The organism is Sphingopyxis solisilvae (assembly GCF_015475875.1).
Classification (GTDB): domain Bacteria; phylum Pseudomonadota; class Alphaproteobacteria; order Sphingomonadales; family Sphingomonadaceae; genus Sphingopyxis; species Sphingopyxis solisilvae.
On sequence record NZ_JADKYM010000001.1, the window covers coordinates 1 to 13096 of the forward strand.

Here is a 13096-nt window from a genome sequence, read left to right on the forward strand (position 1 = left end):
TGATCGAAGCGACGCTGTCGGGCGCCGCCGAGGTCGAAGCCTATGAGATGTAGCCTGATCCTCCCTGTGGCGAAGCCATGGGGAGGGGGACCGTCGCCGCAGGCGATGGTGGAGGGGCGACGACCGTTGCGCCATGGCCCCTCCGTCAGCGCTTCGCGCTGCCACCTCCCCATGGCTGCGCCACAGGGAGGATCATCGCGCGGCGACGATATGCTTGAAGCCCGGCCGCTTCGTCTCTATGTGCGCCGCGGGCGCGGTTCCTTGTCGGCCGTGCAAGTTCGGGAAAATATGATGTCCAGCCTTTTCACCTTTGTGCTTGTCCTGCAGGCGCTGGTTGCCGCCGCGATGATCGGCGTCATTCTGATGCAGAAGTCCGAAGGCGGCGGCCTGGGAGTCGGCGGCAGCCCCGGCGGCATGTTGTCGGCGCGCGGCGCGGCGGATTTCATGACGCGGGCGACGACCATCCTGGCCTGCCTGTTCGTCGGCCTGTCGATCGTCCTCGCCGCGATGGCGTCGGTCGGCCGCAGCGGATCGACGATCGACACCTCGCTGTCGAAGACCGCACAGCCCGGCGGCGCGGCGCCGACGTCGTCGCTGACGGCTCCGGCCCAGCCGGCGCCCGACGCGCCCGCCAATGCGGCACCGGCGCCGGTCAGCAACGATCCGCTCGCCGCAGCCGCGGCAGCCGCGACGCAGGACGCCGCACCGATCGAGGCACCCGCGAAAAAATAGTCCGCGCGGCTTCGGCCGACCGGTTCCAGCCCGCAAGGCGGAAATATTTCCGCTCTTTGCGATTCGACGGCTTGCGCCGTCCCCCTCCCTTTGAGTAAGTCTTTCCTCCCATGGCGCGGTTCATTTTTATCACCGGCGGCGTGGTCTCCTCGCTTGGCAAAGGTTTGATGGCGGCTAGTCTGGCCGCCCTGCTGCAAGCGCGTGGCTATCGCGTCCGCATCCGGAAATTCGATCCCTATCTGAACGTCGATCCCGGGACGATGTCGCCCTATCAGCACGGCGAGGTCTATGTGACCGACGACGGGGCGGAAACCGACCTCGACCTTGGCCATTACGAACGCTTCACCGGCGTGGCGGCGCGGCAGAGCGACAATGTCACCTCGGGCCGCATCTATCAGGGCATCATCGCCAAGGAACGCCGCGGCGACTATCTGGGCGCGACGGTGCAGGTCGTCCCGCACGTCACCGACGCGATCAAGGAGTTTGCCCGCGCCGAAACCGACGACCTCGATTTCGTGCTGTGCGAGATTGGCGGCACCGTCGGCGACATCGAATCGCTGCCGTTCATCGAGGCGATCCGCCAGCTGAAAAACGAAGTCGGCCGCGAAAATGCCATTTCGGTCCACGTCACCTTGGTCCCCTATATTGCCGCCGCAGGCGAGCTGAAGACCAAGCCGACGCAGCACAGCGTGCGCGAACTGGCGTCGCTCGGCGTCCAGCCCGACATTTTGCTCTGCCGCTGCGAAAAGCCGCTGCCCGAAACCGAGCGCGCGAAGATCGCGCAATTTTGCAACGTGCGCAAAGAAGCGGTGATCCCGGCGCTCGACGCCGACAGCATCTATTCGGTGCCGGTCCAATATCATGGCGAAGGGCTCGACGCCGAAGTGCTCCATGCCTTTGGGATCCACGACGCCCCCGCGCCCGACCTGACGGCCTGGTACGACATCATGGACCGCAAGCAGCATCCCGAGGGCGAAGTGACGATCGGCGTCGTCGGCAAATATGTGTCGCTGCCCGACGCATACAAGTCGCTCAACGAGGCGTTGGTCCATGGCGGCATGGCGCACCGGGTGAAGGTCAATATCCGCTGGCTCGACGCCGAAATGTTCGAGCGCGACGAGGATCTGGCGGCCAATCTGGAGCCGCTGCACGGCATATTGGTGCCCGGCGGGTTCGGCGAGCGCGGGTCCGAGGGCAAGATTTCGAGCGTGCGTTTCGCCCGCGAGCGCGGGGTGCCCTTCTTCGGCATCTGTCTGGGCATGCAAATGGCGTGCATCGAGGCGGCGCGCAACACCAGCGGGATCGCCGACGCATCGAGCACCGAATTCGGTTCGACGAACGAGCCGGTGGTCGGCATGATCACCGAATGGATGAGCGCCGAAGGGCTGCAAAAGCGCGGCGCCGACACCGATCTGGGCGGTACGATGCGGCTGGGCGCGTATGAGGCGAAGCTGTCGCCGAACAGCCATGTCGCGACGATCTATGGTGAGAACGACATCAGCGAGCGCCACCGCCACCGCTACGAGGTCAACGGCGCCTATCGCGAGCGGCTGGAGAAGGGCGGGCTGGTGTTTTCGGGCATGTCGCCCGACGGCATGTTGCCGGAAATCGTTGAGCGGCCCGACCATCCGTGGTTTATCGGGGTGCAATTCCATCCGGAGCTCAAGTCAAAGCCGTTCGATCCGCATCCGTTGTTTGCGGGCTTTATCGAAGCGGCGGTGAAGCAGAGTCGGCTGGTCTGACCGTTCGGATTAGGGGGTATCAGGGGCATGGATCACGCAAAACTAGCCGCGTTGCAGAGCCCCGACAGCATCTTTTCCGGCCTGTCGATCGACGATTGGGCCGAAATCGCCCGCCGCGCGGTGCAGGTGAATTTCGCCAAGGGCAAGGAACTGCTGGTCCAGGGCGACCCCGGCGACATGATGCTGATCCTGACCGAAGGCACAGCGCGCGTGTCGATGCTGACCGCGGGCGGACGCGAGATCGTGCTCGCCTATGCCGAACCCGGCGCGGTGCTGGGCGAGATCGCGCTGCTCGACGGCGGCGAACGCACCGCGTCGGTCGTTGCGACGAGCGCTGGGAGCGCGCTGCAACTGGGGCGCAATGCGCTCAAGGATTTTGCCGCGAGCCATCCCGAATTCGCCTGGTCGCTGATGCAGCAACTGGCACGGCGGCTGCGTACCGCCGACCAGACGATCGAAAGCGATCGCGCCTATGCGTCGGGGCCGCGGCTGGCGCGGTATCTGAAACGGTTGATCCGCAAGGATGTCGGGGCTGCGCAGCGCGTCGAGCTGAGCCAGACCGAGCTGGGCAATTTCGCGGGAATGAGCCGCGAGCATATCAACCGCCAGCTGAAAAGCTGGGAGGAATCGGGGGTGATTTCGCTCGAGCAGGGGCGGGTACGGGTGCTCGATACCGCCATGCTGGAGGATATCAGCGAGAGCGAGGGGTAGGGGAGCGGTAATTCCTCCCTGTGGCGTAGCCATGGGGAGGTGGCAGCGCGAAGCGCTGACGGAGGGGCAATGGCGCCGACGTCGCGGCCCCATCCACCATCCGCTTCGCGAGCGGTCCCCCTCCCCATCGCTGCGCGACAGGGAGGATCGGCGATGTCGCCTCTTCGCAACCCGGTTGTCAGTTCCGTTTGCGGAAAGCCCCGAATCACAACGCCCGGGCCTCTTGCGAAACCCGGGCGCGTGTGACGAACACTCGCCATCCCCTTTTGTTGCAGGCCTGGCGAAAGGCCTGCACTCCCTGGAACCGGGCCTTGGGCCGCTTGATCCAGAAGTCATCGGGCTAGGCGCAAGGGGGCGGTTTGTCACCCTGTGGAAGCCATCCGCCGCCGCTTTTGCTGCCGGTTGTGGCCAATGGGCAACATATTGTGCGATTCGTTCGCAACAGCCGCGCGCGCGAGCGGCCATTGCCAGCCGCGGCGATGCCCCGTAAAGCCGCCGCATGTGTGTCATTTCGCATGCGCCGCAACGGCCGGTCGCCCCATGATCCTGCGTCCGTACGAACGCACCATCTTCAAACGCTATTTGCTGCCCCAGCGCGGGGAGGGGTTCATCTTTGTCGCCGCGGCGTTCAGCTTTGTCGCGGTGACCTTGGGCGTCGCGGCGCTGGTGATCGTGATGAGCGTGATGAACGGGGTGCGCGCCGACCTGTTCGACAAGATCGTCGGGCTCAATGGCCATGCGGTGGTGCAGGGGTTCGGCGGCCGGCTCGACGACTGGCGCGATGTGCTGAAACAGGCGAAGGCGACGACGGATGTGGTGTCTGCAACCCCGCTGATCGAACAGCCGTTGCTCGCGACATTCAGCGGCCGCGTCGAGGCGGTGCTCGTGCGGGGGATGACGGTGCCCGACATCCTCGACAACGATACGCTGGGCGCCAAGGTGCTGCAGGGCAATCTGGCCACGCTGACCGCCAATGCCGGCAATATCGCGATCGGCAGCGAGCTGGCGCGCAACCTGGGCGCGACGGTCGGGTCGAACCTGACGATCATCAACCCGCAGGGGCGCCCGACACCGTTCGGCACCGTGCCGCGCGAGATCAGTTACCGCGTGACCGCGGTGTTCGAGATTGGCGTCTATGATTTCGACAAGGCCTATGTCGTGATGCCGATGGAGGATGCGCAGCTGCTCCTGCTCACCGGCGATCAGGTCGGGATGATCGAGGTCAAGGTCACCGATCCCGACAAGGTGGGCGACATCTTGGCGCCGCTGAAGGAAAAGGTCGCGGCACAGGCGGTGATTTCGGACTGGCGGCAGATGAACAGCAGCCTGTTCGAGGCGCTGTCGATCGAACGGGTGGCGATGTTCGTGATCCTCTCGCTCATCATCCTCGTCGCCTCGTTCAACATCATTTCGTCGCTGATCATGCTCGTGCGCGCCAAGACGCGCGACATGGCGATATTGCGCACGATGGGCGCGCCGCGCGATTCGGTGATGCGGATCTTCATGGCGATCGGGCTGTCGATCGGGATCGCCGGGACGCTGATGGGCATGGCGCTGGGGTTCGGCCTGCTCTATTTCCGGCAGGGGGTGCTGCGCGGGGTCGAGTTTCTGACCGGCCAGCCGCTCTGGGATCCGTCGATCCGGTTCCTGACCGAATTGCCGTCGAAGCCCGATCCGTTCGAAATCACCGGGATTGCGGTGATGGCGGTCGTGTTCAGTTTCCTCGCGACGCTGTATCCCGCGTTCAAGGCGGCGAATACCGACCCGGTGCAGGTGCTGCGTTATGAATGATCTGGCGCTGGAACTGGTCGGCCTGAAGCGCAGCTTTACGCAGGGCGAAGTGACGATCGAGGTGCTGCGCGGCGTCGACGCGCACCTGAAACGCGGCGAGATCGTCGCGCTGCTCGGGCCGTCGGGGTCGGGCAAGTCGACGATGTTGCAGGCGGTCGGGCTGCTCGAGGGCGGCTTCGACGGGACGATCCGCATCGACGGCGCCGACGTGACGCAATATGAGCAGGGCGAGCGGACCAAGACGCGGCGCGAAAAGATCGGCTTTGTCTATCAGTTCCACCATCTGCTGCCCGATTTCAACGCGATCGAGAATGTCGTGCTGCCGCAGCTGATCCGCGGTGCGGTGCAGGCCGAGGCGGAGGAACGCGCCGCCGATCTGCTCGGGCGGCTGGGGCTGGGCGAGCGGTTGCATCACAAGCCGAGCAAGCTGTCGGGCGGCGAACAGCAGCGCGTCGCGGTGGCGCGCGCGCTGGCGAACCGGCCGTTGCTTGTGCTCGCCGATGAGCCGACGGGCAACCTCGACGAGGCGACCGCCGACCGGGTGTTCGACCAGTTTGTGAAGCTGGTGCGCGACCATGGGTCGGCGGCGCTGGTCGCGACGCACAATGAGCGGCTGGCGACCAGGATGGACCGCGTGCTGCGCTTGCACGAGGGACGGATCGAGACGTAATTTGCTTCAACCCCTCCCACTTGCGGGAGGGGCAGGGAGATTTGGCAGCTTGCTGCCTAGTCGCAACGGGGTGGGCCGGGACAGAGCGGTTCCACAGCCCACCCCGCTGCGACTAGGCCTGGCTACGCCAAGCCAAGTCTCGCTGCCCCTCCCCTGAAGGGGAGGGGCTATTATGGGAGATAAGACCATGAGCCTTTATGATTTTTCGGCACCGCTGCCCGGCGGGGCAAGCCAGTCGATGGCGGATTATCGCGGCAAGGTGCTGCTGATCGTCAACACCGCGTCGAAATGCGGCTTTACCCCGCAATATGAGGGGTTGGAGGAGCTGTACCGCGATTACAAGGATCGCGGGTTCGAGGTGCTGGCCTTTCCGTGCAACCAGTTCGGGGCGCAGGAGCCGGGCGATGCCGACGAGATCAAGAATTTCTGTTCGCTGACCTATGACGTCAGCTTTCCGGTGATGGCCAAGATCGAGGTCAATGGCGACGGCGCCGACCCGATCTTCAAGCATCTGAAGCAGGAAAAGTCCGGGCTGTTGGGCAGCGGGATCAAGTGGAACTTTACGAAGTTTCTGGTGGACCGCGACGGCAAGGTGGTGTCGCGGCATGCGCCGACGACGAAGCCCGAGCAGCTGCGCAAAGAGATTGAGGAGTTGTTGGGGTAACCCCCCAAACGCATCGTCATTGCGAGCGAAGCGAAGCAATCCAGAGTGTGACAAGCCGCCCTGGATTGCTTCGCTTCGCTCGCAATGACGATTTTGTGCATAGGGCGGTGGTCGAATCAATGGCGCGGCGTTAGCGTCGCCCCATGGCCTACAGCCCCTTTGTCCCCCTGCGCGTCTTTTCCAGTTACACGATGCTCGAAGGGGCGATCGAGCCCAAGGCGATTGCCAAGGCCGCACGCGATCGGGGGTTTCCGGCGATCGCGATTTGCGATCGCAACGGGCTGTACGGCGCGATGGCGTTTGGCGAGGCGTGCAAGGCGGCGGGGGTGCAGCCGATCGTCGGCGCGCTGCTGAGCGTCGCGCGGCCGGGGCAGCGGCTGGCGAATGGCGCGCCGCTGATCGACTGGCTGGCGCTGTTTGCGCAGGACGAGGCGGGTTACAACAATCTGTGCGCGCTGGTGTCGGCGGCGCATCTCGGGCGGCCGGTCGAGCAGGAACCGCATGTGCTGTTGTCGGGCATGGCGGGCAAGACCGAGGGGCTGATCTGCCTGACCGGTGGCGGCGAAGGTGCACTCGCGCGCTTGCTGGCGGGCGAGCAACAAAGCGCCGCCGAGGATTATGTCGAGCAGTTGGAGGCGCTGTTCGACGGACGCCTGTATATCGAATTGTCGCGGCGGAACGACGCGACCGAAATGGCGGCCGAAAACGCACTGATCGATCTCGCCTATGCGCGCGCGCTGCCGCTGGCCGCGACCAATCCCGCCAATTTTGTCGAGCCGCAATTCCACCCCGCGCACGATGCGATGCTCTGCATCGCGCAGTCGGCCTATGTCGAAAGCGAGGACCGACGGGTGTCGAGTCCCGAAGCGTGGCTGAAGCCTGCCGAGGCGATGGAGGATGCGTTTTCGGACCTGCCCGAGGCGATCCGCAACACGCTGGTCATCGCGCAGCGCTGCGCCTTCATGGCGCCCAAACGCGCGCCGATCCTGCCCAGCCTGGCGGGCGACCGCGAGGGTGAGGCGGCGCAGCTGAAGGCCGACGCCCATGCCGGTCTCGCGGCCCGGCTGGCGCTCTATCCCGATCTCTCGGACGAAGATCGGCAGGCCTATGTCGAACGGCTCGACTTCGAGGTCGACGTCATCACCCAGATGGGGTTTCCCGGTTATTTCCTGATCGTTGCCGACTTCATCAAATGGGCGAAGGCGCAGGATATTCCGGTGGGGCCGGGGCGCGGGTCGGGCGCGGGCAGCGTCGTTGCGTGGGCGCTGACGATCACCGATCTCGATCCGCTCAAGCTGGGGTTGCTGTTCGAGCGCTTCCTCAATCCCGAGCGCGTGTCGATGCCCGACTTCGACATCGATTTCTGCGAAACGCGGCGCGGCGAAGTGATCCGCTATGTGCAGGAAAAATACGGCCGCGATACCGTCGCGCAGATCATCACGTTCGGGAAATTGAAGGCGCGCGCAGTTCTCAAGGACACCGGGCGCGTGCTCCAGATGAGCTATGGCCAGGTCGACCGGCTGGCGAAGCTGGTACCGAACCATCCGACCGATCCGTGGACGCTCGAACGCGCGCTGAACGGCGTCAGCGAGCTGATGACCGAGTATAAGCAGGACGACGGCGTCCGCCGCCTGTTCGACATGGCGCGCCAGCTGGAAGGACTGCCGCGGCACAGTTCGACCCACGCCGCGGGGGTGGTGATCGGCGACCGGCCGCTCGACCAGCTCGTGCCGCTCTATCGCGACCCGCGCTCGGACATGCCGGTGACGCAATTCGACATGAAATATGTCGAGAGCGCGGGGCTGGTGAAGTTCGACTTTCTCGGATTGAAGACGCTGTCGGTGCTGAAAGAGGCGCGGCGGCTGCTGGCGCTGCGCGGGATCGACGTCGATCTCGATACGCTGAGCTGGGACGATCCGGCGGTTTACGAATTGCTCCAACGCGGCGAGACGGTCGGGGTGTTCCAGCTGGAATCCGAAGGAATGCGGCGGACGCTGTCGGCGGTGAAGCCGACCAGTTTCGGCGACATCATCGCGCTCGTCGCGCTCTATCGACCGGGGCCGATGGACAATATCCCGTTGTTTGGCGCGCGCAAGAACGGGCGCGAGCCGATCGCCTATCCGCACCCGTTGCTCGAGGGCATTCTCGCCGAAACATACGGCATCTTTGTCTATCAGGAACAGGTGATGCAGGCGGCGCAGATCCTGGCGGGTTACAGCCTGGGCGGCGCCGACCTGCTGCGCCGCGCGATGGGCAAGAAGGTGCAGGCGGAGATGGACGCGCAGCGCGACACCTTTGTCAAAGGCTGCGGCGAGCATAACCAGATCGCACCAAAGGCGGCGAACGAGCTGTTCGACTTGATCGATAAATTCGCGGGCTATGGCTTCAACAAGAGCCACGCCGCCGCTTATGCGTTGCTGTCCTATCAGACGGCGTGGCTGAAGGCGCATTATCCACACGAGTTTTTCGCGGCGTCGATGTCGTTCGACAGTCACCAGACCGACAAATTGTCGATCTTTATCGACGACATGCGGCGGCTGGGGGTGGCGGTGGCGCCGCCGTCGATCAACGAGAGCGAGGCCGATTTTTCGGTCGGACAGAGCGGCGACGAGCTGACGGTGCGCTTTGCACTCGGCGCGCTGAAGGGCGTCGGAGAACGCGCGATGGAGGCGCTGGTCGCCGAGCGGCAGGCGAAGGGGGATTTTGCGAGCCTCGACGATTTCGCCAACCGGATAGATCCCAAGCTGCTTAACCGGCGACAAATCGAGGCGCTGGCGGGGGCGGGGGCGTTCGATTGTGTCGAGCCCAACCGCCCGCGCGTCTATGCCGGCGCCGAAAGCCTGCTTGCCTGCGCCAACAGTTCGGCGCACGAGCGATCGACGGGGCAGGCCGGGCTGTTCGGCGGCGACATCGACGTCGCGCCGGTGCTGCAACTGCCCGCCGCCGAACCCTGGACGCTGGCCGAGCGGATGACGCGCGAGAAGGAAGCGTTCGGTTTCTATTTCTCGTCGCATCCGGTGGAGCAATATGAGGCGATCGTCGCGGCGCGCGGCGCGCGCAGCTATGGCGACATCTGCGCCAATGTCGAAATGACCCCCGGCACCCGCATCCCGATGATGATGGCGGGCATGGTCGAAAACGCCAAGGCGCGCGTGTCGCAGCGCGGCAACCGCTTCCTCAACCTGACCTTGTCCGACCGCAGCGGGCAGTTCCAGTCGAGCTGTTTCGACGAGCAGACGTGCAAGCTGCTGGAGACGCTGGCCGCCGACGGCGGCTGTGCGATGCTGTCGGTCGAACTCGACCTGCTGGAAGGCGAAGAGACGCCGCGCGTGACGGTGCGCGGGGCGCAGCCGCTGGCCGAGATCGCCGCGACCGCGGCGCTGGAGCTGACGTGCCGCGTCGCGCTGCCCGAGGCGATTGCCGACATGGCGCGGTTGCTGGAAAAGCGCGACGATGCGCGCGGCAAGGTGATTGTCGTGGCGGACGACCCCGACACCGGCGGCGAGATCAGGATATGCCTGGGCCGCCGCTTCGCGCTCGGCCCCGATGTTGTATCGCGGCTCGAAACCGTCGCGGGGATCAGCGAAACCGCGCTGGCGCTGGTGACGCCGCGCGATTTTCGGGTGCGCGGATAGGTGTAGCTGATCCTCCCTGTCGCGCAGCGATGGGGAGGTGGCAGCGCGAAGCGCTGACGGAGGGGCTTTCACACTACCGGCGGCGCCCCTCCACCACCGCTTCGCGGCGGTCCCCCTCCCCATGGCTTCGCCATAGGGAGGACCTCCAGTTTCGGATGCCCCTTGCCACATGGACCGTCCTCGCCTTATCCCTTGCGGAAACAAGAGAGGAATGCCGAAATGTCCGGAATGCAAAGCCAGCCGTTGCTGGTCACCAGCCTGATCGATCATGCCGCGCGCGAACATGCGGGACGCGAGATTGTGTCGCGCTGGGCCGACGGCAGTGTGACGCGATCGAACTGGGGCGAGGTCGGGCAGGATGCGCGGCGGTTTGGCGCGGCGATGGTCAAGCTGGGGATGAAGAAGGGCGACCGTATCGCGACGCTGGCGATGAACCACGGCCACCATCTGGTCAGCTGGTACGGTAGCGCCGGGATGGGCGGGGTGCTGCACACGGTGAACCCGCGGCTGTTCGACGAACAGCTGGTCTATATCATCAACCATGCCGAGGACCGCGTGCTGTTGTTCGACGCGATGTTCCTGCCGATCGTCGAACGGCTGCGCGATCAATTGCCGACCGTCGAGCATTTTGTGCTGTTCGACGCGCCCGCGCAGGGCGATTACAAATCGTACCGCGACCTGATTGATGCCGAGGACGGCAGCTTTCAGTGGGTCCACCTCGACGAGCGCGATCCGGTCGGGCTTTGCTACACCAGCGGCACGACCGGTAATCCCAAGGGCGTGCTGTACGAGCATCGCTCGAACGTCATCCACGCGATCACCGAGATTCAGCCCGACGCGTTTGATTTGTCGAGCCGCAGCGTGATCCTGCCGATCGTGCCGATGTTCCATGCGAACAGCTGGGGCATCCCCTTTGCGGCGGCGACGGTGGGGGCGAAGCTCGTGTTTTCGGCGACCAACGACGCGCAAGTCCTCTGCGACCTGATGCACGCCGAGGGCGTTACGCATAGCGCCGGGGTGCCGACGGTATGGCTTGCGATGTTTGCGCATATGGACGCGACGGGGATGGGTTATGGCGCGCTCCATCATGTCATCATCGGCGGGTCGGCGGCGCCGCGCGCGATGATCGAACGCTTTATGAAGGCAGGGGTCTATGTCGGCCACGCCTGGGGGATGACCGAAACCAGCCCGATCGGGACGATGGGCAAGCGCCCGTGGAACTGGGACGCGTTGAGCTTCGACGAACAGGTCGACATTATCTGCCGTCAGGGCTGTCCGCCATTCGGGGTCGAACTGCGGATCGTCGATGACGAGGGCGGCGAACTGCCGCGCGACGGACAGACCAGCGGGCGGCTGCAGATCCGCGGGCCGTGGATCATCCAGCGCTATTTCAAGGCCGATGCCGATGCAGCGGATACCGACGGCTGGTTCGACACCGGCGACGTGTCGGTGATCCACCCCGACGGGGTCATGCAGATCACCGACCGGGCGAAGGATGTGATCAAGTCGGGCGGCGAATGGATTTCGTCGATCGAGCTGGAAAATGCCGCGGTGGGTGCGCCGGGGGTCCAGGAAGCGGCGGCGGTTGGTGTCTATCACCCAAAGTGGGACGAGCGGCCGATCCTGCTGATCGTCAAGAAACCCGGCGCCGAGACGAGCGAGGCGGCGATCATCGATTATCTGAAGGACAAGGTCGCGAAATGGTGGCTGCCCGACGAGGTCGTGTTCGTCGACGAGCTACCGCACACCGCGACGGGCAAGATTTTGAAGCGGCAGATCCGGGACGATTATAAGGATTATAAACTGCGGTCGTTGGCTGAGGCGTAAAGGCGCCAACCGCAAAAGCTGCGTCATTGCGAGGAGCCGAAGACGACGCGGCAATCCAGAGGAGGTATAAACCGCTCTGGATTGCTTCGCTTCGCTCGCAATGACGATGTGCCTCTAGAACAGCTCCATCTGCCCATCGCGCTCGGGCGGTCTGAACAGGTCGCTGCGCAGTGGCGGAAACCGCCTGTCCATGTCATGTTCGCGCGCCGCGCGTTTGACGCGGGTGCGGATCAGTTGCGCCCAGACGCCCTGACCCTTCATGCGGGTGAAGAACTCCGCGTCATTGTCGCGCCCGCCGCGGATGTCCTGCACCATGTGCATCACCTTGTCGGCGCGGTCGGGGTAGTGGGCGGCGAGCCACGCGCGGAACAAGGGCGCGACTTCATAGGGCAGGCGCATCAGGATGTAGGAGGCGCGGATGGCGCCCGCCTGCGCGGCGGCGGCCATGATCGCTTCGATCTCGTGATCGGTGATCGCGGGGATGATCGGCGAAATATTGACCTGCGTCGGAACCCCGGCGTCGATCAGCTGGCGGATCGCGGCGAGGCGGCGTTTGGGGTGTGGGGCTCGCGGTTCGAGGGTGCGCGCAAGCGCGGGGTCGAGCGTCGTGACCGAGATCGCGACGCCGACCAGATTGTCGCGCGCCATGGCGGCGAGCAGGTCGATGTCGCGGAGCAGCCGGTCGGACTTGGTGGTGATGAGCAGCGGGTGGCGCGTTTCGGCGAGCACTTCGATCACCGAGCGGGTGATGCCCCATTCGCGCTCGATCGGCTGGTAACCGTCAGTGTTGGTGCCGATCGCGAGCGGGGCGGGCGTGTAGCCGCGCTTGGCCAGTTCTGCGCGCAGCAGTTTGGCGGCGTCGGGTTTGGCGAACAGGCGGCTTTCGAAATCGAGCCCGGGCGACAGGTCGTGAAAAGCGTGGGTCGGGCGCGCGTAGCAATAGATGCAGCCATGCTCGCAGCCGCGATAGGGGTTGATCGAGCGGTCGAAGCCGATGTCGGGCGATGTGTTGCGCGCGATGATGGTTTTGGGCTGTTCGACGGTGACGGTGGTGCGCAAAGGCGGCGGGGCGCCGTCAACATCTTGCGCTGTGTCGAGCCAGTCGCCGTCGGCCTCGCGATCCAGCGAGCCGGTGCGCGTCGGGCGCGGGTTGGCGGGCGCGCCGCGGCCGGAAATCGGGGGGAGGGGTTTGGCGGTTTCCACTGGGCGAGGATATCGCGGCGATAGGAACAAAGAAAGAACATTATTGCATCGTCATCCCGGCGAAGGCCGGGATCTCGCCCTATCATCACCCATCACCGGTGAGATCCCGCCCTTCGCCGGG

The 13096-nt window shown here is 65.0% G+C and carries 9 protein-coding genes; 8 read left to right on the forward strand and 1 reads right to left on the reverse strand.

Going from position 1 to position 13096, the window contains the following annotated elements; translation table 11 throughout:
- Positions 1–288: 288 nt before the first annotated feature.
- From secG to IR187_RS00040, 8 genes are all read left to right on the forward strand, one after another.
- Positions 289–732, forward strand: coding sequence for a preprotein translocase subunit SecG (gene secG / locus IR187_RS00005; protein ID WP_194952622.1), 444 nt, complete (start codon positions 289–291; stop codon positions 730–732).
- A gap of 110 nt (positions 733–842) precedes the next feature.
- Positions 843–2474: a CTP synthase gene (locus IR187_RS00010; RefSeq protein WP_194952623.1), complete on the forward strand. Its 1632-nt coding sequence runs from the start codon at positions 843–845 to the stop codon at positions 2472–2474.
- A gap of 27 nt (positions 2475–2501) precedes the next feature.
- On the forward strand, positions 2502–3185 hold the full coding sequence (locus IR187_RS00015; RefSeq protein WP_194952624.1) for a Crp/Fnr family transcriptional regulator: 684 nt from the start codon (positions 2502–2504) through the stop codon (positions 3183–3185).
- A 540-nt stretch (positions 3186–3725) separates the two neighbouring features.
- Positions 3726–4976: a lipoprotein-releasing ABC transporter permease subunit gene (locus tag IR187_RS00020; RefSeq protein WP_194952625.1), complete on the forward strand. Its 1251-nt coding sequence runs from the start codon at positions 3726–3728 to the stop codon at positions 4974–4976.
- Positions 4969–5646, forward strand: coding sequence for an ABC transporter ATP-binding protein (locus IR187_RS00025; protein WP_194952626.1), 678 nt, complete (start codon positions 4969–4971; stop codon positions 5644–5646). Before IR187_RS00020 ends, IR187_RS00025 begins: the two co-directional genes overlap by 8 nt.
- Positions 5647–5833: 187 nt before the next feature.
- Complete coding sequence (locus IR187_RS00030; protein ID WP_194953009.1) at positions 5834–6310, forward strand: glutathione peroxidase; 477 nt, start codon at positions 5834–5836, stop codon at positions 6308–6310.
- Positions 6311–6453: 143 nt separating this feature from the next.
- Positions 6454–9945 carry a DNA polymerase III subunit alpha gene (gene dnaE / locus IR187_RS00035; RefSeq protein ID WP_194952627.1) on the forward strand — a complete coding sequence of 1164 codons (3492 nt, stop codon included), beginning with the start codon at positions 6454–6456 and terminating at the stop codon, positions 9943–9945.
- A gap of 228 nt (positions 9946–10173) precedes the next feature.
- Entirely contained in the window at positions 10174–11772 is a 1599-nt protein-coding gene (locus IR187_RS00040) for a long-chain fatty acid--CoA ligase (protein ID WP_194953010.1), read from the forward strand.
- A 114-nt stretch (positions 11773–11886) separates the two neighbouring features.
- On the opposite strand, the gene IR187_RS00045 is transcribed toward IR187_RS00040, so the two are convergent.
- On the reverse strand, positions 11887–12975 hold the full coding sequence (locus IR187_RS00045; RefSeq protein WP_194952628.1) for a PA0069 family radical SAM protein: 1089 nt from the start codon (positions 12973–12975) through the stop codon (positions 11887–11889).
- Positions 12976–13096: the final 121 nt, after the last annotated feature.

Coding starts and splice junctions, on each gene's coding strand:
- IR187_RS00040 (WP_194953010.1), top strand. CDS start 10,174: ATGCAAAGCCAGCCGTTGCTGGTCACCAGCCTGATCGATCATGCCGCG.
- IR187_RS00015 (WP_194952624.1), top strand. CDS start 2,502: ATGGATCACGCAAAACTAGCCGCGTTGCAGAGCCCCGACAGCATCTTT.
- IR187_RS00020 (WP_194952625.1), top strand. CDS start 3,726: ATGATCCTGCGTCCGTACGAACGCACCATCTTCAAACGCTATTTGCTG.
- dnaE (WP_194952627.1), top strand. CDS start 6,454: ATGGCCTACAGCCCCTTTGTCCCCCTGCGCGTCTTTTCCAGTTACACG.
- IR187_RS00010 (WP_194952623.1), top strand. CDS start 843: ATGGCGCGGTTCATTTTTATCACCGGCGGCGTGGTCTCCTCGCTTGGC.
- IR187_RS00030 (WP_194953009.1), top strand. CDS start 5,834: ATGAGCCTTTATGATTTTTCGGCACCGCTGCCCGGCGGGGCAAGCCAG.
- secG (WP_194952622.1), top strand. CDS start 289: ATGATGTCCAGCCTTTTCACCTTTGTGCTTGTCCTGCAGGCGCTGGTT.
- IR187_RS00025 (WP_194952626.1), top strand. CDS start 4,969: ATGAATGATCTGGCGCTGGAACTGGTCGGCCTGAAGCGCAGCTTTACG.